This is a genomic window from Rhodococcus sp. IEGM 1409 (genome assembly GCF_030056735.1).
Lineage (GTDB): Bacteria > Actinomycetota > Actinomycetes > Mycobacteriales > Mycobacteriaceae > Rhodococcus_F.
Genome location: NZ_JASHKN010000001.1, coordinates 22,834 through 46,515 on the forward strand (window position 1 = coordinate 22,834; position 23,682 = coordinate 46,515).

Sequence of the window (23,682 nt, forward strand, 5' to 3'; positions counted from 1 at the left end):
TGTAATGGGGCGGTGACCTCGAGCCGCCCCACCACACCCCGACCGAACGATCCGTGCCCGTGCGGCAGCGGCAACCCGTTGGTCGTGTGCTGCGGCAAGTACATCGGCGGAGCAGCGCACGCACCGACCGCCGAAACCCTGATGCGTTCGCGCTACACGGCTTTCGCTGTGATGGACGACGAATACCTGACGCGGACTTGGCATCCCGACCATCGCCCCGCCGAACTCGATCTCGATCCCCACCAGAAATGGCTCCGGTTGGAGATCCTGGACACCGAACGAGGTGGCCTGTTCGATTCCGACGGCGTCGTGGAGTTTCGCGCTCACTACGCACTCGGGCGCGAGCGGGGAATGCTCCACGAACGCAGTCGATTTGCGCGAACAGACGGCAAGTGGCTCTACGTCGACGGCGATATCGGTTAGGTAACTCCGGGCACCGCCGCCGCGGAACCCGATCACGCGAGCCCTACGATCGAGTCATGACAACGAACCGGACGAGATCATTTGCCGCTGTCGCTGCCATCGCAGTGGGCGTGAGCCTGACTGCCTGTTCGCAGGACGCGGAGACCACTCCCACGGCAGCTACCTCGGCCGTCACCTCGACCTCGAGTGCCGCAGCGTCGACCACAGAACCGGTACCGACGGACAGCTCCGACAAGACATCGGCAGCGGGCACCGAATCCAAGCTCACCGTCGTCGACATCCGCGTGGGCGAGCACGACGGATTCGATCGAGTCGTCTACGAGATGGGCGGCACCGGCACACCCGGATGGCGCGTCAAGTACGTCGACGCGGCCACGCAGGAAGGCAGCGGAAAGCCCGTGGACATCCAGGGCGCCGCAGTGATCCAGGTACTGATCGACGGTTCCGCCTATCCCTTCGACAGCGGCGTCGAACAGTACTCCGGCCCCAACCCGGTTCCGGGCGTCGGCGGAGTCGTGACCGAGGTCAACGGGTCGAACGTGTTCGAAGGAGTCACGCAGTCGTTCATCGGGGTGACCGAGAAGCAGCCGTTCACGGTGACGACGCTCAGCGATCCCCCGCGCGTGGTGGTCGACGTCGCCCGCTGAGGCCGTACTTGACCTGAAGTTTGGTTTAGGTTCTACCTTCGTGTCGTACCGGCCGCGTAATCTTCGTGGCCGGCGACCGGAGGGGCGAAGTCATGAGCATGGAAGTCACCGCGTGGAACGCGATGTACAACGCGATGCACGCGCAGGAAGATCGGCGCCCGTTCTCGAAGGCGACACTCAAGCGGATCGCGACGTTCGCAGTCCCGCAGAAACGCAATCTCAGCTGGTACCTCGTACTCAGCGTCGTCACTGCTGCGCTTGCCGTGGCAACCCCCGTCCTCGCCGGGCGCGTAGTCAACGCGATAGTTGGCGGCGACGCCGTCGACGTGGTCGTCAAACTTGCCGCCCTGATCGCACTGGTCGCAATTCTCGAAGCCGCTCTCGGCCTGTTGACCCGGTGGCTCTCGGCCAGCATCGGTGAAGATCTGATCCTGCATCTGCGCACCACCGTCTTCGATCATGTCCAGAAGATGCCGATCGCGTTCTTCACCAGAACTCGAACCGGAGCACTGGTCAGCCGTCTCAACAACGACGTGATCGGCGCTCAGCGCGCCTTCAGCGACACATTGTCCGGAGTGGTCAGCAATCTGGTCACGCTGGTGATCACGCTGATCGTCATGCTCGGGATCTCGTGGCAGATCACCGTCCTCGCGTTGTTACTTCTCCCGATCTTCGTGATCCCCGCACGGCGGATGGGCGCAAAACTCGCGGCACTCAATCGTGAAGCTGCCAACCACAATTCGGTGATGAGCACCCAGATGACGGAACGGTTCTCTGCTCCCGGCGCGACTCTGATCAAGCTGTTCGGTCGCCCGTCGCAAGAGTCCGCAGAGTTCGCGGTTCGTGCCAGGCGTGTGCGCAACATCGGAGTCCGGACCGCGATGCTGCAGTCCGTCTTCGTCACAGCACTGACGCTGGTCTCCGCACTTGCTCTTGCCCTCGTCTACGGACTCGGCGGCTTCTACGCGCTGCGCGGCCAATTGGACGCAGGCGCCGTCGTCGCTATGGCGCTGCTGCTCACGAGGCTGTACTCGCCGTTGACCGCACTGGCCAGCGCCCGAGTGGACATCATGAGCGCACTGGTCAGCTTCGAGCGGGTATTCGAGATTCTCGATCTGGCACCGCTCATCACCGAGAAGCCCGATGCACGCAAGGTGCCGGAGGGTCCGGTATCCGTCGAGTTCAAGAACGTCACTTTTGCTTATCCGTCTGCCGACAAGGTGTCACTCGCTTCGCTGGAGGAGGTCGCGATCCTCGACACCCGCGGCGGCGAGGACGTGCTGCACGACTTGTCGTTCCGTACCGAAGCAGGACAGATGGTCGCCCTGGTCGGCACATCCGGTGCCGGAAAGTCGACCGTGGCGCAGATGATTCCGCGCCTCTACGACATCGACTCCGGTTCGGTCGAGCTGGGCGGCGTCGACGTCCGAGACCTCAGTGCCGATTCCATCCGTGAGACCGTCGGCATGGTCACACAGGACGGGCACCTGTTCCACGAGAGCCTTCGATCCAACCTGCTCCTCGCGCGACCGGATGCCACCGAAGAAGATCTGCGTGAGGTTCTGGAGCGAGCACGGCTCACCGACCTGGTTGCGTCGCTACCCGACGGATTGGAGACAGTGGTGGGTGAACGCGGATACCGCCTCTCAGGCGGTGAGCGTCAACGCCTGACCATCGCACGACTGCTCCTGGCCCAGCCTCGTGTCGTCATCCTGGACGAGGCCACCGCGCATCTCGACTCGACGTCGGAAGCCGCGGTTCAGGAAGCACTCGGCGAAGCGCTCGCCGGGCGGACTGCTGTGGTGATCGCACACCGTTTGTCCACGATCCGTGCAGCCGACCTGATCCTTGTCGTCGAGGCAGGGCAGATCATCGAGCGCGGCAACCATGAAGAACTGCTTGCACGCGGTGGTCGCTACGCCGAGTTGTACCGCACACAGTTCGACACCAACGCCAGGAAGAACGCCGCCCTCGAACCGACTCCGATTTGATTCTGCCCACCCCTGACACCGCCCCACAAAAAAACAGGCGCTGGCCTCCTTGCGGAGGGCAGCGCCTGTTTCAGTCTGTGCGTCAGTCGTTGTAGCGTTCGCGTCCGCCACCACGGCGGTCGTCACGTCCGCCGCGGTCATCGCGGCCACCACGGTCGCCACGCCCAGTCGGACGTCCCTGCGGCGGGCCGAAATCAGGCTGCAGTTGGATCAGAACTCCGGAGATGCGTGTGCGACGCAGAGCTTCGAGAGTCTCGTTGGACAGGTCGGCCGGCAGCTCGACAATGCTGTGATCCGGGCGAATGCTGATGTGCCCGAAGTCGCTTCGACGAAGCCCGCCCTCGTTGGCGATGGCACCGACAATGGCACCCGGCACGACGCGGTGACGCTTGCCGACCGCGATACGGTACGCGGCCAATTCCTGACCCTCGGGTCCACGCGAGCGAGGAGCCGGGCCGTCGTCGAAACGGCGAGGGGGACGAGGTTCACGGGGCTCACGCTCACGACGCGGCGGTGCCGGCGGCTCGGGAGCCAGCAGGAATGCCTCACCGTCGCGCGACTGCAATGCCAAGGCGGCAGCGATGTCGATGAGCGGAACGTCATGTTCCTGGTCGTAGTCCTCGATCATCTTGCGGAACATCGCGAGATTCTCCGATGCCAAGCTCTCGGTGATGGAGTCACCGAACTTGGTCACACGCTGGGCGTTGACGTCGTCGACACTGGGGAGTTGCATCTCCGCAAGCGGCTGACGCGTCGCCTTCTCGATGGACTTGAGCAGATGACGCTCACGCGGAGCGACGAACAGCAACGCGTCACCCTGGCGACCCGCGCGGCCGGTACGACCGATGCGGTGAACGTACGACTCCGTGTCATGCGGGATGTCGTAGTTGACGACGTGGGAGATCCGATCCACGTCGAGGCCTCGAGCAGCAACGTCGGTCGCGACGAGGATGTCGAGGGCGCCGTTCTTGAGCTGACCGATGGTTCGCTCACGCTGTGCCTGGACGATGTCGCCGTTGATCGCGGCAGCCGAGTGCCCGCGGGCGCGCAGCTTCTCCGCCAGGTCTTCGGTGGCCTGCTTGGTACGGACGAAGATGATCATCGCCTCGAAAGCCTCGACCTCGAGGACTCGGGTCAGTGCATCGAGCTTGCGCTGATGGGCAACCTGAATGTAGCGCTGCGTGATGTTCGAGGCGGTCGACGTCTTGGACTTGACGGTGATCTCGACCGGATTGTTCAGGTACTGCTTCGAGATCCGGCGAATCGAGCCGGGCATCGTTGCCGAGAACAAGGCGACCTGCTTGTCGCCGGGGGTGTCGCGGAGGATGCGCTCGACGTCCTCCTGGAAACCCATCTTGAGCATCTCGTCGGCCTCGTCGAGAACGAGGTACTTGAGATTGGTCAGGTCCAGGGTGCCCTTTTCGAGATGGTCGATGACACGGCCCGGGGTACCGACGACGACGTGCGCACCGCGGCGCAGGCCGGACAGCTGGACGCCGTAGCTCTGGCCACCGTAGATCGGCAGGACGTTGAGTCCGGGGATGTGGGCGGAGTACTTGCCGAATGCCTCGGCAACCTGAAGCGCCAGCTCACGCGTGGGAGCAAGCACCAGCGCCTGGGTCTGCTTGATCGACGTGTCGATCCGCGACAGAACGGGAACTGCGAAGGCTGCGGTCTTGCCGGTACCGGTCTGTGCGAGACCGACGACGTCCTTGCCTTCGAGCAGTGGCGGAATGGTGGCAGCCTGAATCGGCGAGGGCGACTCGTAGCCCACGTCTGACAGTGCCTTCAGTACCCGATCATCGATGTCGAGGTCGGCAAATGTTGGGGGTTCGGGGTCACGCTCAATATCACTCATTTGACCAGCAGTTTAGCGGATCGAGTATAGACACGACGACATACCGGGGGTGCATTTACGACAGATCCACCCTCCCAGCGGGTTTCGCCTAGCGTAGGAAGCATGACCGCAGCCACCGCAGACACCCCCTCCCAGACCGTTGTCGCGATTGCCCAATTCGCCCCGGGGACGGACAAGAAAGCCAACCTCGAATCACTGCGATCACTGGCTTCCGACGCAGCAGCACGGGGCGCGAAAGTTGTCGTGGCGCCGGAATACTCGATGTTCACCGCACCGAAGACGGATGAGCGACTGATCGAGTCCGCCGAGGACCTGGACGGCGAATTCGGTTCGGCGCTGGCGGCGGTCGCCGCGGAGTTCGGAATCTTCCTCGTGGCAGGAATGAACGAGCGGATCGACGACGTGAGCAGAATCTCCAACACCCTCGTCGCGATGGACCCCAACGGCGAACTGGTGGCGACCTACCGCAAGCTGCATCTCTACGACGCTTTCGGCTACCAGGAATCGGCCGTGATCCGCGCGGGTGACATCACCGAACCTCAGACTTTCGGGTGCGACGGCCTGACCTTCGGCCTCCAGACCTGCTACGACCTGCGCTTCCCGGAAGTCACCCGACGCATCGTCGACGTCGGCGCGGACGTCTTGCTCCTGCCCGCCCAGTGGGTGCCAGGGCCGCTCAAGGAAGACCACTGGACCACTCTCGTGCGCGCCCGGGCCATCGAGAACACCATGTACATCGCAGCGGCAGATCAGAGCGCACGCGGTGGCGCGGGTGCCAGCATGATCGTCGACCCGATGGGCGTAGTGATGTGCTCACTGGGCGAGCAGGTCGGGGTCGCCACCGCGACTGTTACGGCCGCTCGAATTGCCGAAGTGCGCGAGAAGAATCCTGCTCTCGCACTGCGGAGGTTCACAGTCTCGTCGCGGTGACGTGCAGCGAGTAGCGTCGAATTGGTCGGGGTTCGAGCTTCTCGAGGACAAAACAGTGGCCCAGTATCGGGATCGATCTTCCGCCGGCAAATTTCTGGCCGGGCGGCTCGAGGCTCTGCGTATCGACAAGCCGGTCGTTCTCGGACTCCCGCGCGGCGGAGTACCCGTCGCAGCCGAGGTTGCTGCGGCACTGAATGCTCCGCTGGACATCGTGGTGGTGCGCAAGCTCGGCAGTCCGTGCAACCCGGAACTCGCGATGGGCGCTATCGGTGAGGGCGGGGTGCGAGTCCTCAACCACGACGTCATCGCAGCGGTTCGCGTCTCGAAAAAAGAACTCGCCGCCGTCGAACACGACGAACGAACCGAGTTGGAACGGCGAGCGCGTCTCCTGCGCGAGGGGCGGACCCCGGTTTCCCTCCACGGACGCACCGCGGTGATCGTCGACGACGGCATGGCTACGGGAGCGAGTGCCGCCGTTGCCTGCCGGTGTGCGCGCACCGCGGGTGCCGCCTCCGTGATCATCGCTGTACCCGTCGCCTCCCCCGAAGCCATGAGAGTGATCGCGTGCTCGGCCGATCGCGTCATCTGTCCCTTCGTTCCTGCCCTGCTGGGCGGCGTCGGTGCTGCATTCGAGGACTTTCATCAACTCAGCGACGACGAAGTTCTGACCTTCCTCGCCTGAGCCCCTGACGCTTTCTTACCTGAGCGCAGCCCAAGAGAATTCTGAGAATTTGTGATGTGTGCAACATTTCGCCCCTCGGTGCCGATAGCCCGAATGGAACACAAAGAATTCGGCTTTCTGGAGGAACCGTGACCATCTCGACCGATACCGTCGACGCCGTCGCAGCCGCGTGCCGTGATCGCCTGGGCGACCCGTCCGCCTGGGTTGCGTCAGACGCTTATCGACAGAGCCTCGCCTTGTGCATCATCGAATCCGTTCAGTCCACGTCGGGACACAGCGAAGTGACCGTCGTCGATCGCTACCTCGCCTACCGGAAAGCCCGCGAAGACAAACCCGTCACGGACGGCGCGCGCGAACTCCTCCGCACCTTCGAAGAAGCCGGGAGTTCGGACCAGTGGGCAGGCAAGATCGGCTCGTACAAGCGCCGCTACACGGCGACGGGTGTCCCGATCGAGGCACATCACATCCAGCAGGTCGCCGAGAAACTCCATTACTTGCAGATCAACAGCGTCGAGGATCTGCTGTCGGCTGCTGATTCCGACAACGCGCTCGATGCGGTTCATCATGCGTGGGTCGACGCCTGCGGAGACGGTTCCGAAGTGACGTGGGCGCACCTGTTGATGTTGGCCGGAATCCCCCACACCGATCTGGGCACCGCTGCCGACACCTTCATCAGCGCAACACTCGGCACCACCGAGCTGCCCGGAGACACCTCGGAGATCCTTGCAGCTACTGCAGAGCAACTTGGCGTAGATCCAGACCGATTGGACTACGCAATTCGCCGCTGGCTGTCCGTACACGGCCGCACACTCCAACACGTCGCCTGAGTACCTGTAAACAGCCAGTCACACTAAACTGCAGGTCAGCGCCCGACCAGTTCTACCGAATAGTAACGACAGTGCAAAATGCCGACTAATGTGATGCAATGCACATCAGAAATGTCAGTAGTCACTGGAGGGGTCAATAGTGCGCGAGTTCTCAGTTCCACAGTCGTTCTCAATTCCGGAGAACGCTTCAATGGCCGACTCCGTGTTCCGTCATGCCGAAGAAGACCCCACATTCGTGCCGTTCAAGAGGCCGTCGAACGGTGGATGGGTCGACGTCACCGCAGCTGAATTCGCGAAGCAGGTCTCCGCCGTTGCCAAGGGCCTGATCGCTTCGGGTGTCGAGCTCGGCGACCGCGTCGCTATCCTTTCCGCGACTCGCTACGAGTGGGTCGTTCTCGACTACGCCATCTGGACAGCCGGCGGATGCACCGTCGCGATCTACGAGACCTCCTCCCCCGACCAGGCGCAGTGGATCCTCGACGACTCCGCGACGACACTTCTGGTCGTCGAAACGGTCAAGCACGCAGAGACTCACAAGGAAGTCACCGACGGCGCAGACGCCCTCCGCGAAGTTCTGGTCATCGAGTCGGGTGCGATCGACGAGCTGTCCAGCCGCGGTTCCGCAATCACCGACGAAGAACTGCACACTCGTCGTCACCAGGTCACCGCAGCCTCGCCCGCGACCCTGATCTACACCTCCGGAACCACCGGACGCCCCAAGGGTGTCCAGCTGACGCACTCCAACTTCTACGCCGAGTCCAACGCCTGCCGCCTGGCGATGCCGGAGTCGATGGTCCCCGGCAAGAAGACGCTGATGTTCCTGCCGCTCGCCCACGTGTTCGCGCGAGCGATCTCGTTCGGCGCTTTCGACGCCAAGGTCACCGTCGCCCACACGTCGGATCTGACGACGCTCCTCGAGCAGTTCGCCGGCTTCAAGCCCAACTTCATCCTCTCGGTGCCCCGCGTGTTCGAGAAGGTCTACAACTCGGCTCGCCAGAAAGCCGTCGACGGCGGCAAGGGCAGCATCTTCGACAAGGCTGCGGCCACGGCCATCGAATACAGCGAATCCCTCGAAAAGGGCAGCCCCGGACTGGCACTCAAGCTCAAGCACGCGGTATTCGACAAGCTCGTCTACTCGAAGCTGCGCGCAGCACTGGGCGGCGAGTGCGAGCGTGCAGTCTCCGGCGGCGCAGCCCTCGGTGCGCGCCTCGGCCACTACTTCCGCGGCGTCGGCATCCCGATCTACGAGGGCTACGGACTCACCGAGACCAGCGCCGCGATCACCGTCAACACCTCGAGCGCGCAGCGTGTCGGCACCGTCGGCAAGCCGATCAACGGCCACGCCGCCCGGATCGCCGAAGACGGCGAACTCCTCCTGCAGGGCCCGGTCGTGTTCGCCGGCTACTGGCACAACGAAAAGGCCACTGCCGAATCCATCGTCGACGGCTGGTTCCACACCGGCGACCTCGGATCGATCGACAACGAGGGCTACGTCTCGATCACCGGCCGCAAGAAGGAAATCATCGTCACCGCCGGCGGTAAGAACGTCGCACCGGCAGGCCTCGAGGATTCTTTGCGCGCGCACGCTCTGATCAGTCAGTGCCTCGTCGTCGGTGACGGCCAGCCGTTCATCGGTGCACTGATCACCCTCGATCCGGAAACACTGCCCGGTTGGGTCGAGCGCAACGGCCTACCCGCGAACACCGCGATTGCCGATCTGGTCAAGAACGCCGATCTGATCGCCGAAATCGACTCGGCCGTTGCCGACGCCAACAAGAAAGTCTCCAACCCCGAGCAGATCAAGAAGTACACGATCCTCGAGGTCGACTTCACCCAGGAGACCGGCGAATTGACGCCGACGCTCAAGCTCAAGCGCAACATCATTCACGAAGCTCACAAGACCAAGATCAGCGACCTGTACGCCTGATCCTCGTCTTTCACGCGTCTGGCCCGGTTCGAATGCGAATCGGGCCAGACGCGTTTCAGTCGCCGGCGGAGAGTAGTTCTCTTTCGATCTCCGGGGGCAGTCCGTGCACCGCACGATCCTCCCGCTGGGTCGGCAGAGTTTCCTGCTGCATCCACGCCCAGGTATCTCTCACGGTGTCTTGGACCGGGCGGCATCGCAGACCCTCCTGCGCTGCCTTGGCGGTGTCGGCTTCGAGGAAGCCCGCGAACTCACCCTCTTGCGGCACCCAACACGGAAGTTGTGTCCACGGCTGCGCTCCAGCGGCCGCCAGCCTGTCCTCGTCGATCCACACCAATTCCGCGCCCGAACCGGTGGCGTCCACGCAGGCCTGAAGGAGCCCGAAGGTTGTGGTGTGCCCGGACGGGCTGATGACGTCGTATGCCCCGCCGATCCCTGCGGCCATTCCGGACAGGACAAAGGATGCGATGTCACGAACATCGACGTATTGCAGTGGCCTGGTCGGCGCCCCGGGAGCAACGACGCGGCCTCCTGCGCCGATGCGGTGCAGCCACCACGGCAATCGCCCGATGTCCTCGTGTGGTCCGAGGATCAGCCCTGCCCTCGCGAGCAGTGCATTCGGGAAGGATTCCAGGACAGCGAGTTCGGCTCCGCGTTTGGCGGACGCGTAATCGCTGCCGTCGTCGGACGTCTCGGATGCGGCAACCACAGGTGAGCTCTCGTCCACGTGCAAGCCCCACTGGTAGACGGATCCGCTGGAAATGTATGCGTACCGTTCGACGTGACCGCGCAAGACGCGTGCATTCTCACCGACCACCCGGGGGGTACCCGACCAGGTGTCGACGACAAAGTCCCATCGACGGTCACCGAGCGCCTCGACCATCGCTCGCTGATCGGTGCGATCCGCGAACAGGACCTCGGCGGTAGACGGTGGCGCTCCGGTGAGCCCCCGATGGAGCACTGTCACTTCCCAGCCCCGCGCCAGAGCGTCGTCGACGAGGGAGCGGCCGAGGAACCGTGTTCCTCCGAGCATCAACAGCTTCATGACGGCCATCGTCACTCGAAAAGCTTCGTGCGGCAACACGTTCGTCTGGTAGCGCAATCCGACGAGTGAGGCTCGGACGAAGCGCTCAGATACCTCGTCCGGGATTGAGAATGTTCTTCGGATCGAATGCGGCCTTCACTGCAAGCATCATTTCGCGTTCGGTCTGGCCCACCATGTCTGCCATGTACGGCGCTTTGAGAACACCGATACCGTGTTCACCGCTGATCGTTCCGCCCAACGCCAGCGCCCCGGCGACGATGTCGTCGAACGCTCCGCGCGCACGATCCTGCGCTCCGGCTTCGGCGGCGTCGAACACGATGGTCGGGTGGAGATTTCCGTCGGCGGCATGACCGAAGGTTCCGATCGTGACACCGTGACGCTCAGCCGCCTCGCGGACGCACCCCAGCATGGACGGTAATGCCGGCACGGGCACCGCGACGTCGTCGAGTAGCACCGTGCCCAACGCCTCGAGAGCGGGCAACGCCATCCGGCGGGCAGCGGTGAACTCTTCACCTTCCACCGGATCATCGGTGTGGAAAACCTCACGCGCCCCGACGCTTTCGCACGCCGTGGCGCAGTCCGCTGCTTCGGCAGCCGCAGACCTACCGTCGCACTGGATGAGCAACGTCGCCCCGGCCGACTCGTCGAGCCCCATCTTCGTCAGGCGGTTGACCGCGCCGATGGTGACGTCGTCCATCAACTCCATCTGACACGGCTCGGCCACTGCCGACACGGCGAGGACAGCATCGATCGCGGACTCCGCGGAATCGAAAAACGCAACGACGGTGGTCGCTGCAGTGGGCGCCGTACGCAACCGCATCGTGGCTTCGACGATGACCGCCAAAGTGCCCTCCGACCCCACGAGCAGATGTGTCAGGTCCAACCCCGCGACATTTTTGCGCGTCCGCGCACCGGTACGGATCAGACGCCCGTCGGCCAATACCGCCGTCAGAGCCGCGACGTGATCGCCGGTGACGCCGTACTTGGCGCAACAGATCCCGCCCGCATTTGTCGCCAGGTTGCCGCCGATACTCGAGATCGACCGGCTTCCCGGATCAGGAACGTACCAAAGGCCCTGCTGTGCAGCAGCTTCGGCCAGGTCGCCGTTGATCACTCCGGGCTCCACCGTGGCGGTGCGCGCGGCGGGATCGATCTCCAGAATACGATCCATGCCCGCGACGCTCAGGACGATACAACCGTCGAGTGCATTGGCGGCGCCGGCCAATCCGGTACCTGCCCCTCGCGTCACCACCGGAACGGAGAGTTCGTGGGCCACCGTCATGACGGCGACGACATCGTCGACCGTCTTCGCCTTGACCAGCGCAGCGGGACTTCCGGCCGCAGTGAGCAGTGATTGATCCCGGGCGTATGCGCTCATTCGGTCGGGGTCGGTTGTGGCCCTGTCCCCCAGCGCTTTCTGCAATCGTTCGCCCAACAGATCGATACTCGTGGTCATTCCGTTCGTCCTTCGTAGAATCCGCGCACGTGGCGCTCGACCAAATCGGCGGCCTCGTCGGAGGCGCCGCGCTCGATCGCGTCGGCGATACCCTCGTGTTCTTTCAGCAGTGCACCGAGTGTGGCTTCCGAGTTCTCTCGTGCGTCGAGTTCGCTCAGCAAGTAGCCGGCGATGCTGTCGCGGAGAACCGTCATGACCAACCCGAACGCCTTGTTCCCGCCCGCTCCGGCGAGCGCAACGTGAAAGTCGACATCTGCGTCGTGGAAGGCGACCGAGTCGTCGGCAAGCGTCGCGACGCGCATCCGCTCGATCGCGTCCCTGGCCTCGCCTGGCACCGCACCGACTGTGCGCAGCGCAGCGGCTTCGAGCAGCACTCGTAATTCGACGAGATCGCCCAGGGGAACTGCGCCCACCTGCAACGCCGTACTGAGGGCGGTTGCTGCGGAATCGGCCGTATGCTCGTGCGTCACCCGAGGTCTGGCAGTCGAAGTGGTGTCCGCGCCGGTCAGCAATCCCTGCGCTTGCAGGACACGAAGTGCCTCACGCACCGTCGAACGTCCCACCGAGAACGTTTGTGCAAGTTCCTGTTCGGTCGGCAAAGCCTCACCGACGGGAAGCGAGCCGTCGAGAATGGCGGCGCGGATTCTTCCCGATACGGCAAGGCTGAGCGGCATGCGCGACAACGGAGTCGTATCCATGCCGCGACGCTACCACCCCTTGCCTGCTTGTCCGACAAACTGTTTAATTGAGAGATTCGCGACCCGGACCACAACAGAGAAGGCGCCGACCATGACCGACAAGCTCGAATTGGATCCCGCAACCACCGCCGTCGTGCTCATCGAGTACCAGAACGACTTCACCACCGAAGGCGGTGTCCTTCACGAGGCCGTCGCACCGGTCATGGAATCGAACGGACTCCTCGCGAACACCGCCACGCTGGTCGATGCGGCCCGCGCGGCGGGTGTCACCGTGATGCACGCACCGATCACCTTCGCCGAGGGGTACAACGAAATCACCTCGCATCCGTACGGAATCCTCAAGGGCGTCGTCGACGGCAAGGCTTTCGTGAAGGGCTCCTGGGGCGCCGCGATCGTCGACGACCTCACCCCGAAAGACGGCGACATCGTCATCGAGGGCAAGCGCGGACTCGACACATTTGCCAGCACCAACCTCGATTTCATTCTGCGCAGCAAAGGGATTCGCACGATCATCCTCGGCGGTTTCCTGACCAACTGCTGCGTCGAATCGACCATGCGCACCGGATACGAGAACGGCTATCGGGTCATCACTCTCACCGATTGTGTAGCCGGAACTTCGGTCGCCGAACACGAGAACGCGATCACCTACGACTACCCGATGTTCTCGCATCCCGTCACGTCGAAAGAGGTGCTTGACGCACTCACCTGAGATGCCTACCTGGAATGCGCGAGAAGGAATTCACGGCTGACGCCAGTGACACTGGCGTGAACCTTCTCGTGCAGCAGGTCGTGACCGGCGTCCTCGAACTCGCGCATCTCGACGTTGCGCAGCGTCCGGGCCCAGTCTCGGACCGGATCGACCGGCGCGATCCGGTCGTCGGTGCCGTGCACGACCAGGACCGGAATCCCGGCTTCGGAGAGTTCCGCCCACCCGTGTTGCTCGACCGCGCTGCGCGGAATGCCGCACAGCACTGCGGAGGCAAAATCGTGATCGCGATGAGCCAGCATCGTCAGCGCCGTCACCGCGCCCAAGGAATGGCCCATCACCGCCTGTGGGACTTCGGGCAGTTCCGCCAAAGCGATGTCAGCGAGCGCGGCGGCGTCGGCAGCAAGATCGGACAGCGGAGCGCCGACCCCCGGATCCCCCTCCGACAAGCCGTGCCCGGTGTGATCGATCGCCCACACGTCTATCCCCGACGCCGTCATAGCGCCCGCGAAGCGGTGGTACTGACCGCTGTGCTGACCGAGACCGTGCAGAAAGACCAATGACACCGTGGGCACCGCACCCCCTGCCGCCGGCCAACGCCGAAAGTGCACCTGACCGGTTCGTCCGTCGAAGAAAGGCATGATCGTCATTCTGCACTCCACGACCGGTATCCGCGGCGCGTGGGCGATTACTGGTGGGTTGCCTTGTCGGTGAGCGATGGCACAATCGCCCTGTGTTCCTACTCGATGATCAGATCGTATACAGCGCCAGCGACCTCTCGGCGGCGGCCTCGTGCGAGTTCGCACTGCTGCGGCAACTCGACGCCCGTACCGGTCTGATCGCGGCCGAGGCCGCCGAAGCGGACCCGATGCTCGAGCGAACGTCGAGCCTCGGTGACTCGCACGAGCGCGAGCAGCTTCAGAAGTTCATCGATCAACACGGTGACGGCGTCGTCATCATGCCGCGGCCGGAACACTCACGCGCGGGATTGACCGCCGCCACCCTGGCGACCGTCGAGGCAGCCCGATCGGGCGCTCCCGTGATCTATCAGGGAACATTCTTCGACGGCCGATTCCTCGGGTTCTGCGATTTCCTCGTCCGCGAAGGCGACACCTACGCCGTCTACGACAGCAAACTCTCCCGGCATGCCAAGGTGTCGGCGCTCCTCCAACTCGCCGCATACGCAGACGCGTTGGAGCGCAATGCAATCGCCGCCTCCGATCAGGTTCATCTACTGCTCGGCGACGGCAGCACGTCGTCACACGACATCGGAGACATCGCACCGGTATTCGCGGCGCGCAGAGCTGAACTCGAAAAAATCCTCGACGAGCACCGCGCCGAAGGAAAACCAACCCAGTGGCTCGACGATCGGTACCTGCGTTGCGGCCGATGCGACACCTGCAGCGTCGAAGTCGAAAGCCATCGGGACCTGCTGCTGGTTGCGGGTGTCCGCGGCAACCAGCGCGAACAACTGATCGTCTCGGGGATCACGACAATCGACGAACTCGCCTCGAGTACTGGCCCAGTCGAGGGAATCCGCTGGGAAACCCTCGACAAACTCCGTGCGCAGGCGTCGGTTCAACTACGCCAGGAACTATCCGGCGACGCCGAATTCGAGGTCTACGACCCCTCGGCGCTCGGCGGACTACCCGTCCCCGACGACGGCGACATCTTCTTCGACTTCGAGGGCGATCCTCTCTGGGCCGAGGACGGATCCACCGACTGGGGGTTGGAGTACCTGTTCGGAGTGGTCGAAGGGCCGGCGGACGACTACGTGTTCAAGCCGTTCTGGGCACACGATCGCGAGGGTGAGCGCCAAGCGCTCCTCGACTTTCTCGACTACGTCACCGCGCGCCGTGAAACCCACCCCGGCATGCACATCTATCACTACGCCGCGTACGAGAAATCGGCTTTGTTGCGCTTGGCCGCACGTCACGGTGTCGGCGAGCAGACGGTGGACACGCTCCTGAGTGAGAACGTGCTCGTCGACCTGTATCCGATCGTCCGCGCCTGCCTACGGATCGGGCAACGCTCGTACAGCATCAAAAAACTGGAGCCGATCTACATGGGTGAGCACGGCCGCGACGGTGACGTGACCAACGCCGCCGCCTCGGTCGTCGCCTATGCCGACTACTGCGAATTACGCGACGGCGGACAAGCCGACCAGGCCAGGGATCTTCTTCAGGGCATCTCCGACTACAACGAGTACGACTGCGAATCCACTCTTCGCCTGCGTGATTGGCTGGCCGAGCGCGCCGCAGAACACGGTGTCGAACTTCGCGAGCCGACCGGACAGATCAAGATTCCACTCGAAGAACTCACCGAATCGGAAATCGCACTCCGCGACTTCGCAGGCCACAAGGCCGGTTCGACACGCACCCCCGATCAGCAGGCTGCTGCTCTATTGGCCGCAGCAGTGGGATACCACAATCGCGAGCGGAAGCCGTACTGGTGGGCCCACTTCGACCGATTGGTCACACCGATCGAAGACCTCGTGGACATCCGCGATGTCATGGTGGTCGAGCAGTCCGAAATCGAAGCGGACTGGCACAAGAGCACCCCGCGGCAGAAGAAGTTTCGTCGCCACATCCAGTTGACCGGAAGTTTCGGTACCGGAACGTCTTTGAGCCCGGGCAGTGACCTGTTCGCTCTCTACGCAACCCCCTCCCCGGATGCCGTTGCAAGCGAGAACCCCACCCAGCGCGGCACCAGCAACGTCAAGGTCACCGCCGTGGTCAAGTCCGAAGGGCTCGACGTGGTCACCGTCGAAGAACTGCTCAGCGGTGACGAATACATCGATTCCCCAGTCGCATTGGCACCTGGTCGTCCGATTCCCACTGGACGTATGGAGAAGTCGATTGCCGCTGCCGCGTCCGGCGCCAGTGAGAGCCTGCCCGAACTGCCACACATCGCAGCCGTCGACATTCTCAGGCGCAGCACCCCGAGAACCCTCTCGGGTTCACCGCTGCCGTCTGTCGGCACCGACAACAACTACGCGGACGCCATCACCGCCGCACTTCTCGACCTCGATGATTCCTACGTGGCGGTGCAGGGTCCTCCTGGTACGGGTAAGACCTACACTGGCGCTCGTGTCGTCCAGACATTGATCGAACAACACCATTGGCGAATCGGAGTGGTGGCACAATCGCATTCGGTGGTCGAGAACATGCTCGGCGGCATTCTGAAGGCGGGCGTGGACCCAGCACTGGTCGCAAAGAAGGGCAGCCGCAGCAAGTCCGCGGAATGGCAGGACATCGCGTCCGAGGAATACGCCGGTTTCATCGCCGAAGCCGAGGGCGTCGGCTGCGTCATCGGCGGCACTGCATGGGACTTCGCGAACACAGATCGTGTTCCCGCCGGCAGTTTGGACTTGCTCGTGGTCGACGAGGCAGGTCAATTCGCGCTGGCCAACACCATTGCCGTCGCGATCTCCGCGCGAAACCTGTTGCTACTGGGCGATCCACAGCAGCTGCCGCAGGTCAGCCAAGGCACTCACCCCGAACCTGTCGACGAATCGGCACTCGGTTGGCTGGCCGAGGGACACGGCGCACTGCCACCCGAACTCGGCTACTTCCTCGAGAAAACGTGGCGGATGCACCCCGATCTGTGTGCCCCCGTGTCTACACTGTCGTACGAGGGAAAACTCCACTCCCAGGAAACCGTCAGCGCCGCAAGGAAACTCGACGGACTCGCCGCCGGAGTGCACACGGTGTACGTCGATCACCGCGGTAATTCCACGTACTCTCCGGAAGAGTCGCAGGAGATCGTTCGCCAGATCCAGGAACTTCTCGGCACACCGTGGACCGACCCCAGCGAGTTCGAGGGAACCAGGCCGCTGGAGCAGTCGGACATCCTCGTGGTCGCGGCGTACAACGCACAGGTGGGCACCATCGAGCGCGATCTCACCGAGGCCGGTCTCACGGAGGTCGAGGTCGGCACCGTCGACAAGTTCCAGGGCCGCGAGGCCGCGGTGGCAATCGTGTCGATGGCTGCCTCCGCCGTCGAGGATGTCCCGCGAGGAATGTCGTTCCTGCTGTCGCGAAACCGACTCAACGTTGCTGTCTCACGCGGCAAGTGGTGCGCGATCATCGTCCGATCGCATGCATTGACGCAGTACATGCCGAGCACGCCCGCAGGATTGGTGGAACTGGGCGCGTTCATGAGGCTGACGAGCTAGCCGAAACACTGCACTACCCGAAACACTGCCCTAGCCGAAACACTGTCCTACCCGAAGCACTGTCCTTCACCGCGGTAGGTGGGAACCGAGGTTCGGGTGCCGTCAGCTTCGACCACGAAGACGCGGTCGAAGCGCTCGCACAACTCGCCTGCCTTGGCATGCCGGAACCACACGCGGTCGCCGATTGCGATGTTTCCGGCTTCCTTCCCGGTGACCGGCGTCTGGACTTCGCCGGCACCTTCGTTGCGGAGCAGTTTGAGACCGGATGGCCAGACCGGTGATGGAACGCGGGTGGCTCCCGCAGGTCCCGACGCAATGTATCCGCCGCCGAACAGGGTCGTCACGGACGGGGTCGGCTTGCGCACTGCCGACAGCGCGAAGAACAGCGCCGGATCGGGGCGGAAGGCGCGGTAGCGGTCGAACAGGGTCGGTACGTACAGTCCGGAGCCTGCTGTTACCTCGGTCACCACAGAATCGGCCGAGCTGACCTCCAGCGACCCCGTACCGCCGCTGTTGACGATCTCGAGTGCACCCACGGCATCGGTGACGGCCGCGACCACAGCGCCCCTTCTGGACGCCAGTTCGCGTGCAGAGGCCTTCTTGACCCAACCGATCGGAGCACTGGTGTCCGGGAGGCCGGCGATCTGGGCCTCGTAGAACATCACTCCTACGACGGAGAATCCGCGCTGGCGAGCACGCGCCGCGAGTGCGGCGACCGCGGCAGGTTCGCGCAGCGGCGAGCGTCGTACACCCAGATGGATCGGGCCGATCCGCAGTGACGCGTCGACGTCGAGACACACCCGGACAGGCGCATCCCCCGTCGACGCCGAACGAATGAGATCCAACTGTGCATCGTCGTCGATCATCAAGGTGATCGATTCGAGAGCGGTGTCATCGGCAGCGAGATCCGCGATGGCGCCGCGATCGGCGGTCGGGTATCCCATCAGGATGTCCCGTGCGCCAAGCCCGACCAGCCACAAAGCTTCGCGCAGTGAGTACGCCATGATTCCGCGGAATCCACCGGACGCGGTCAGTGTGTCGCCGAGAGTTTCAGCTAAAACCGTACGACAACGAACCGATTTGCTCGCCACTCGCACCGGTGTTCCACCGGCGCGGCGCACCAGGTCGGCTGCATTACTGCGCAGTGTGGTCAGATCCAGAGCAGCCAGAGGCGGGTCGAGTTCTCGCGTGGCAGCAGTGAGTCGATCGAGGGTCCGGGTCACAGATGATCCAATCGTCGCGGCGTGCGACCAGTCAATCACCAATACTGGACGTATGTCCAGGATGGCACTTCTACTGGGGCGCGATCACTGCTTTGTTGGCAATTACCTGAACCATTTCTCCGAACTCCGCAATAGTCGCGTCGGAGTCGCGATCGACCAGCCATCGCAGAACGAGTCCGTCGATAAGTGCAAGACTCAGGCGCGCAATCGAACTCAACGGCTCCGTCCACACGGTGCCGGAAATCTTCGCGCACTCCTCCAGAAACGAAACCGCAAGCTCGTCCATGATTCGGTACTGCTCAAAAGCAACAGCCCCAGCGCGTTCGGCGCCGAGATTACGACTGCGGAGTGCCTGCGCGGTGATTTCGTAGGTCAACAACTGCCTGTCCGGCGTTGCCTCGATAGTGGGCCACATTCCCGTCAACCCGATATGCAGCAATTCTTTGAGCCCCTGCACGCCACTGAGATCCGGCGCGTGTCGGACCTGCGCGAACGCGTACTGCATCGACGCACTGAGCTGCAGAATGAGCGTTTCGCCCATTGCCGCGATCAGCGCTTCCTTGCTCTCGAAGCAGTAATGAACGACGCCGAGTGATACGCCGGCCTCTTCTGCCACCGCCCTTACCGTCACAGAACTGACACCGCGCTGTTCCGCAATAGACAATGCGGACTCGACCAATTGTGTGCGGCGTTCGTCCGCCGGGAGCCTGTTCAGCATCCAATGATCGTAGAACGCAAATGACAAAATCTTCGCGCAATACTTGCCTGGACGACCGTCCAAGTACATTATTGCGTAATGGCTTCGGACACTTGGCAGAACTGGGCGGGCACTCAAAGCGCCGCGCCGCGTCGCTTTGCGACGCCGACAAATACCCGTGAACTTTCGTCGTTGGTCGCCGAGGCCGCGGCGCGTGGCCAACGCGTGAAGGCCGTCGGCGCAGGCCATTCGTTCACCGGCGTCGCGGTCACCGACGGCATCCTCGTCAGCCTGGACAACCTGAGCGGAATCGATTCGATCACGCCGACCGACGACGGCGCGCTGGTTACTGTTTTTGCAGGCACTCGCCTTCACGCACTCAACGACGCCCTGTGGCAACGCGGATATGCAATGGCTAATCTCGGCGACATCGACGTCCAGTCGCTGGCCGGCGCGACGTCCACCGGCACGCACGGAACCGGTGCCCGATTCGGCGGTATCGCCACTCAGATTCGCGGAATCGAGATCGTTCTCGCCGACGGATCCGTCGTCACCGCAAGCGCCGACGAAAACGTCGAATTGTTCGAAGCGGGCCGCCTCGGGTTGGGCGCAATCGGCATCATTTCGAAGATCACTCTCGCCTGCGTTCCGCGATTCACACTTCGCGCAATCGAGGAACCCGACACGCTGTCTCACATACTGGACACTCTCGAGAGTGATCGTCTGGGCTTGGATCACTTCGAGTTCTACTGGTTTCCACACACCGACCGTGTCCTCACGAAGAGCAACACCCGACTCCCCGGAGACACCGAACCCAATCCGGTGGGTAAGGTCCGCGCGTTCGTCGACGACGAACTCCTCTCCAACACACTCTTCGAGGGTGTCAATCGCGTCGCCACTCTGGCTCCGGCTGCGATCCCGAGAATCAACAACGTATCGTCTCGACTGCTCGGCGCCCGAGAGTTCACCGATCGCAGCTACCGAGTATTCGCGTCTTCGCGCCGGGTGAAGTTCAAGGAGATGGAATACGCAATTCCCCGCGAACACGTCGCCGAGACGCTCCACGAAATCGATCGCTGGATGAAGAAGTCCGGGACCAACGTCGCCTTCCCCGTCGAAGTCCGTTTTGCTGCCGCCGACGACCTCTGGCTCTCGACCGCTCACGGACGCGACACCGCCTACATCGCGGTCCATCAGTATCACCGCCGACCTGAAACCGAATACTTCGCCGCAGTGGAAGCCATCGCTCGCGCCGTCGACGGCCGGCCGCATTGGGGAAAAATGCACAACCGGACCGTCGACGACCTGCGTCCTACGTACGACCGACTCGACGATTTTGTCGCCGTGCGAGACAAGTACGACGCGAATCGGGTGTTCGACAACGCATACCTACGCCAGGTGCTCGGCGACTGACGGTCAGTGCCGCAGCAGTTCCGCTTTTCGCGCGTCGCTCGCAAACGAGGCTTTGATCGAGTTCCGGGCGAGGGTGTCACGCTCGGCCTCGGTCAGCCCCAAGGCTCGGCCCAGTTCGGTGAAATTGTCGTCGACATATCCCCCGAAATAGGCCGGGTCGTCGGAGTTGACCGTGACGATCAAACCCATCTCGAGCATCGATCGAAGCGGATGATCCGACAGCGAATCGAACACTCGCAGACGAACGTTCGACAACGGGCAGACCGTCAGTGGAATCTCCTCGTCGACAAGACGCTCGATGAGGGCAGGGTCCTCGAGCGCCCGGACGCCGTGGTCGATGCGCTCGGCGCCGAGAATGTCGAGCGCTTGCCAGATGTACTCGGGCGGCCCCTCCTCGCCGGCGTGAGCAACGACGTGCAAGCCCTCGGCACGCGCACGCGCGAACACGTCCTCGAACAGTGAGGGCGGGTTACCGACCTCGGCGGAGTCGAGTCCGAGCCCGACGATCGGCGCCTGCAAGCGAATGATTTCGGAGAAGATCTCTTCGGCGTCCTTGACTGGTTGATCACGGAGAATGGCGGCGATTGCCGCACTGCTGAGCCCGAACTCGCGCTCACTCGATGCCACCGCATCCATGATGCCGTCCAGGACCTCGGTCAGCGGGACACCACGAACTACGTGCGCCTGCGGATTGAAGAAGAACTCGGCATGCGCGACTCCAGCGGCTGCGGCCCGACGGAAATACGCCCGCGTCAGGTCGGCAAAATCCTCGGCGGTGCGCAGGACGGCCATGTTGGCGAAGTAGAGGTCGAGGAACGACTGCAGGTCGGTGAACTCGTACCTAGACTTCAGATCGTCGATGTCCTTGTACGGCAAATCCATTCGATTGCGCTCGGCAAGCTGGTAGATCTGTTCGGGTTCCAGCGAACCCTCGATGTGCATGTGCAGTTCTGCAACAGGAGTAGCCATTTCGGTTCAGCGCCCCTTCCAGACCGGAGCTCGCTTCTCGGCGAACGCCGTTGCACCCTCGCGTGCATCTTCGGATGCGAACACCGGCGCCATCACCTGCAACTGCTTCGCGAAAGCTTCGTCGTCGGACCAATCGCCGGCCTTGACGATGATCTCCTTGGTGACCGCAACCGCGAGCGGTCCGTTGCGGGTGATTCGATCAGCCAGGTCGAGTGCGCCTTCGAGCGCCATGCCCGGCTCGGTCAACGTGTTCACGAAGCCGTAGCGGTATGCCTCCTCGGCGGTGAAACTGTCACCGGTCAGGGCAAGTTCCAGTGCCTTCTGGTACGGAATCCGCTTGGGCAGGCGCAACAATCCGCCGCCACCTGCAACCAGTCCTCGCTTGACCTCCGGGATACCGAACTTCGCTTCGGACGACGCCACCACCAGGTCGGTGGCGAGCACGAGTTCCGTGCCGCCTGCCAACGCAAACCCCTCGACCGCCGAAATGATCGGCTTGCGCGGAGGCCCTTCCGTGAATCCGAGACCGCGTCCCGGCACGAGTACGTTCTCGCCGGCGACGAATGCCTTCAGATCCATACCGGCACAGAAGTTTCCGCCTGCACCCGTCAGCACCGCCAAGGACAGATCGTCGTCCGCATCAAGCTCTTCGACCGCAGCGGCCAACGCGTGACTGACCGCCGAGTTGATGGCATTGCGCGCCTCGGGTCGGTTGATCGTGATGATCAGTGTCCGCCCGCGCCGCTCGGTGAGAACCTCGTCCGCCATGGTGTCCCTCTCGTTTGTCGACCACGCCCGCGTGACTACGCGACGTTGCGTTCGACAATACGGACGAAGCCATCGGGGTCGATCTGCGCGGTGTCGTGAGTGCAGAACCACCCCTGGGTGAATCTCGTCGAGGTCGCTTCCGGCGAATTCCAATACCGACGCGTGACACTCGGCCCGCGGCACAGCAACTCACCGAAACCACCTGGCGCATCCGGGCCGTACAACGCCACTTCCATTCCGCCGAAGGCGATTCCGACGCTGCCGAGATGTGTGGGTGCCGACTCGGTCGGCAGAATGAGACCGGCCCCACAGGTTTCGGTTTTACCCCAACCGATCACATGTCGAGCGGCCGGGAACATCGTCAGCAGCTTCGATTCCTGTTCGGCCGTGATCGGCGATCCGCTGCAGTCGATCCACTGCACCGACCTCGAACCGGCACGCGCCGCCGGTCCGAGCGTGAGCAACCGTGGCTCGAGCAAGTCCTCCGGCCGCCCGGTCACGATGTCGACGGTATGCACACTCTCGCGCCAGAAGTCGCCGGCGAGGACCACCGTTCCACCGACCACCAGCGTCGCGAGCACGTGCACGAACTGACGCACCGAATTGAAATCATTGTCCACCAACAGATTCCGCACACCTTCAACACCGTAATCGCGCGAGTGCAGAATACCGACGATAGCGGAGAGCACGTTCTCGTTACTCAACTCGACGCCCAGCATCTCGCCCGAAGAATCGGCGGTGTACGCGAGAATCGCCATCTCGTCCAGAGCCGCGCCGTCGTCGATGAACGGAACACCGTGTGGGAGTTCCCCATCGAGCACCAGCACCGAGCCGCTGTCCGCGATGACGAAGTCCGCTGCGTCGTCACCCAGGTGCACACCGACAGAGACCGGGACTCCTCCCGCGAGGATGACGCCGAGGCACGCCTCCATCCACCGCACCCCCGCGGCGACACGAATCGCCACACGATCACCGATCTCGACGCCTCGCGACTTCAGCCCGCCTGCGACCCGCGACGCTTCGGCCCACAGTTCCGCGAAGGTGACCTGCTCCCCGTCGACCTCCTCGACCGCAATGCGTGAGGAGAATCGATGAACGGCGATATCGAGGAGTTCGGACAACGACGGGTCCAGTTGGCTGTACCGAAGCACTCCGTCACCGGCGCGAGTGACGCGGGCGTCGGCGAGGAGCAGATTCGAACACGGGTATTCCACAAGCGTCGACCGCATCGATACCTCCACGTCACTG

At 63.3% G+C, this 23,682-nt stretch carries 20 protein-coding genes; 10 read left to right on the forward strand and 10 right to left on the reverse strand.

Annotated elements, in window-relative coordinates; all coding sequences use genetic code 11:
- Positions 1-12: 12 nt before the first annotated feature.
- The 3 genes from QM716_RS00085 (at position 13) to QM716_RS00095 (ending at position 3,061) form a co-directional block, all read left to right on the forward strand.
- Positions 13-423, forward strand: a complete 411-nt coding sequence (locus tag QM716_RS00085) for a YchJ family protein (protein WP_283301355.1) — start codon at positions 13-15, stop codon at positions 421-423.
- 56 nt (positions 424-479) lie between these two features.
- On the forward strand, positions 480-1,070 hold the full coding sequence (locus QM716_RS00090; protein WP_283301357.1) for an AMIN-like domain-containing (lipo)protein: 591 nt from the start codon (positions 480-482) through the stop codon (positions 1,068-1,070).
- Between the two features lie 92 nt (positions 1,071-1,162).
- Positions 1,163-3,061, forward strand: coding sequence for an ABC transporter ATP-binding protein (locus QM716_RS00095; protein ID WP_283301359.1), 1,899 nt, complete (start codon positions 1,163-1,165; stop codon positions 3,059-3,061).
- A gap of 82 nt (positions 3,062-3,143) precedes the next feature.
- Here QM716_RS00095 and QM716_RS00100 read toward each other — a convergent pair whose 3' ends face one another.
- Entirely contained in the window at positions 3,144-4,919 is a 1,776-nt protein-coding gene (locus QM716_RS00100; protein ID WP_283301361.1) for a DEAD/DEAH box helicase, read from the reverse strand.
- Between the two features lie 102 nt (positions 4,920-5,021).
- Between QM716_RS00100 and QM716_RS00105 the strand changes: the two genes are divergently transcribed.
- The 4 genes from QM716_RS00105 to QM716_RS00120 all read left to right on the forward strand — a co-directional run bounded on the left by QM716_RS00105 (position 5,022) and on the right by QM716_RS00120 (position 9,285).
- Positions 5,022-5,849, forward strand: a complete 828-nt coding sequence (locus QM716_RS00105; protein ID WP_283301363.1) for a carbon-nitrogen hydrolase family protein — start codon at positions 5,022-5,024, stop codon at positions 5,847-5,849.
- Positions 5,850-5,904: 55 nt separating this feature from the next.
- Positions 5,905-6,531 carry a phosphoribosyltransferase gene (locus tag QM716_RS00110; protein WP_283301364.1) on the forward strand — a complete coding sequence of 209 codons (627 nt, stop codon included), beginning with the start codon at positions 5,905-5,907 and terminating at the stop codon, positions 6,529-6,531.
- Positions 6,532-6,659: 128 nt separating this feature from the next.
- Complete coding sequence (locus QM716_RS00115) at positions 6,660-7,358, forward strand: DUF8548 family protein (RefSeq protein ID WP_283301366.1); 699 nt, start codon at positions 6,660-6,662, stop codon at positions 7,356-7,358.
- Positions 7,359-7,497: 139 nt separating this feature from the next.
- On the forward strand, positions 7,498-9,285 hold the full coding sequence (locus tag QM716_RS00120; protein WP_283301369.1) for an AMP-dependent synthetase/ligase: 1,788 nt from the start codon (positions 7,498-7,500) through the stop codon (positions 9,283-9,285).
- Positions 9,286-9,340: 55 nt separating this feature from the next.
- Here QM716_RS00120 and QM716_RS00125 read toward each other — a convergent pair whose 3' ends face one another.
- The 3 genes from QM716_RS00125 to QM716_RS00135 form a co-directional block, all read right to left on the reverse strand.
- On the reverse strand, positions 9,341-10,327 hold the full coding sequence (locus QM716_RS00125) for an NAD-dependent epimerase/dehydratase family protein (protein ID WP_283301371.1): 987 nt from the start codon (positions 10,325-10,327) through the stop codon (positions 9,341-9,343).
- 85 nt (positions 10,328-10,412) lie between these two features.
- On the reverse strand, positions 10,413-11,783 hold the full coding sequence (locus QM716_RS00130) for an FAD-binding oxidoreductase (RefSeq protein WP_283301374.1): 1,371 nt from the start codon (positions 11,781-11,783) through the stop codon (positions 10,413-10,415).
- On the reverse strand, positions 11,780-12,481 hold the full coding sequence (locus QM716_RS00135) for a FadR/GntR family transcriptional regulator (RefSeq protein ID WP_283301376.1): 702 nt from the start codon (positions 12,479-12,481) through the stop codon (positions 11,780-11,782). The genes QM716_RS00130 and QM716_RS00135 overlap by 4 nt, the downstream gene beginning before the upstream one ends.
- Positions 12,482-12,572: 91 nt before the next feature.
- Here QM716_RS00135 and QM716_RS00140 point away from each other — a divergent pair, with 91 nt between their 5' ends.
- Positions 12,573-13,190 (forward strand): cysteine hydrolase family protein, encoded by a 618-nt coding sequence (locus QM716_RS00140; RefSeq protein ID WP_283301378.1) that lies wholly within the window; start codon positions 12,573-12,575, stop codon positions 13,188-13,190.
- Positions 13,191-13,195: 5 nt separating this feature from the next.
- Here the strand turns inward: QM716_RS00140 and QM716_RS00145 are convergent, their stop codons facing one another.
- The gene (locus tag QM716_RS00145; protein ID WP_283301380.1) at positions 13,196-13,837 is read right to left on the reverse strand and encodes an alpha/beta hydrolase; all 642 of its coding nucleotides are present in this window, start codon (positions 13,835-13,837) and stop codon (positions 13,196-13,198) included.
- A gap of 83 nt (positions 13,838-13,920) precedes the next feature.
- Between QM716_RS00145 and QM716_RS00150 the strand changes: the two genes are divergently transcribed.
- Positions 13,921-17,364 (forward strand): TM0106 family RecB-like putative nuclease, encoded by a 3,444-nt coding sequence (locus QM716_RS00150; RefSeq protein WP_283301381.1) that lies wholly within the window; start codon positions 13,921-13,923, stop codon positions 17,362-17,364.
- A 47-nt stretch (positions 17,365-17,411) separates the two neighbouring features.
- Here the strand turns inward: QM716_RS00150 and QM716_RS00155 are convergent, their stop codons facing one another.
- A complete protein-coding gene (locus QM716_RS00155) occupies positions 17,412-18,587 on the reverse strand; it encodes an amino acid deaminase/aldolase (RefSeq protein WP_283301383.1) in 1,176 nt (391 codons plus the stop codon).
- Positions 18,588-18,657: 70 nt separating this feature from the next.
- Complete coding sequence (locus QM716_RS00160) at positions 18,658-19,305, reverse strand: TetR/AcrR family transcriptional regulator (protein WP_230817438.1); 648 nt, start codon at positions 19,303-19,305, stop codon at positions 18,658-18,660.
- A gap of 78 nt (positions 19,306-19,383) precedes the next feature.
- Here QM716_RS00160 and QM716_RS00165 point away from each other — a divergent pair, with 78 nt between their 5' ends.
- Positions 19,384-20,697, forward strand: a complete 1,314-nt coding sequence (locus QM716_RS00165) for a D-arabinono-1,4-lactone oxidase (RefSeq protein ID WP_283301387.1) — start codon at positions 19,384-19,386, stop codon at positions 20,695-20,697.
- Between the two features lie 3 nt (positions 20,698-20,700).
- On the opposite strand, the gene QM716_RS00170 is transcribed toward QM716_RS00165, so the two are convergent.
- The 3 genes from QM716_RS00170 to QM716_RS00180 are packed head-to-tail and all read right to left on the reverse strand — an operon-like array spanning position 20,701 to position 23,663.
- On the reverse strand, positions 20,701-21,666 hold the full coding sequence (locus QM716_RS00170) for an adenosine deaminase (protein ID WP_283301388.1): 966 nt from the start codon (positions 21,664-21,666) through the stop codon (positions 20,701-20,703).
- 6 nt (positions 21,667-21,672) lie between these two features.
- Complete coding sequence (locus QM716_RS00175; protein ID WP_283301390.1) at positions 21,673-22,434, reverse strand: crotonase/enoyl-CoA hydratase family protein; 762 nt, start codon at positions 22,432-22,434, stop codon at positions 21,673-21,675.
- Between the two features lie 35 nt (positions 22,435-22,469).
- Positions 22,470-23,663, reverse strand: coding sequence for a class I adenylate-forming enzyme family protein (locus QM716_RS00180; protein ID WP_283301392.1), 1,194 nt, complete (start codon positions 23,661-23,663; stop codon positions 22,470-22,472).
- Positions 23,664-23,682 lie beyond the last annotated feature (19 nt).

What these genes read in the sequence shown, in the direction of transcription:
- QM716_RS00180 (WP_283301392.1), bottom strand. Translation starts at nt 23,663, where the DNA reads ATGCGGTCGACGCTTGTGGAATACCCGTGTTCGAATCTGCTCCTCGCC.
- QM716_RS00105 (WP_283301363.1), top strand. Translation starts at nt 5,022, where the DNA reads ATGACCGCAGCCACCGCAGACACCCCCTCCCAGACCGTTGTCGCGATT.
- QM716_RS00100 (WP_283301361.1), bottom strand. Translation starts at nt 4,919, where the DNA reads ATGAGTGATATTGAGCGTGACCCCGAACCCCCAACATTTGCCGACCTC.
- QM716_RS00130 (WP_283301374.1), bottom strand. Translation starts at nt 11,783, where the DNA reads ATGACCACGAGTATCGATCTGTTGGGCGAACGATTGCAGAAAGCGCTG.
- QM716_RS00165 (WP_283301387.1), top strand. Translation starts at nt 19,384, where the DNA reads ATGGCTTCGGACACTTGGCAGAACTGGGCGGGCACTCAAAGCGCCGCG.
- QM716_RS00145 (WP_283301380.1), bottom strand. Translation starts at nt 13,837, where the DNA reads ATGACGATCATGCCTTTCTTCGACGGACGAACCGGTCAGGTGCACTTT.
- QM716_RS00095 (WP_283301359.1), top strand. Translation starts at nt 1,163, where the DNA reads ATGAGCATGGAAGTCACCGCGTGGAACGCGATGTACAACGCGATGCAC.
- QM716_RS00090 (WP_283301357.1), top strand. Translation starts at nt 480, where the DNA reads ATGACAACGAACCGGACGAGATCATTTGCCGCTGTCGCTGCCATCGCA.
- QM716_RS00160 (WP_230817438.1), bottom strand. Translation starts at nt 19,305, where the DNA reads ATGCTGAACAGGCTCCCGGCGGACGAACGCCGCACACAATTGGTCGAG.
- QM716_RS00170 (WP_283301388.1), bottom strand. Translation starts at nt 21,666, where the DNA reads ATGGCTACTCCTGTTGCAGAACTGCACATGCACATCGAGGGTTCGCTG.
- QM716_RS00135 (WP_283301376.1), bottom strand. Translation starts at nt 12,481, where the DNA reads ATGGATACGACTCCGTTGTCGCGCATGCCGCTCAGCCTTGCCGTATCG.
- QM716_RS00125 (WP_283301371.1), bottom strand. Translation starts at nt 10,327, where the DNA reads ATGAAGCTGTTGATGCTCGGAGGAACACGGTTCCTCGGCCGCTCCCTC.
- QM716_RS00140 (WP_283301378.1), top strand. Translation starts at nt 12,573, where the DNA reads ATGACCGACAAGCTCGAATTGGATCCCGCAACCACCGCCGTCGTGCTC.
- QM716_RS00175 (WP_283301390.1), bottom strand. Translation starts at nt 22,434, where the DNA reads ATGGCGGACGAGGTTCTCACCGAGCGGCGCGGGCGGACACTGATCATC.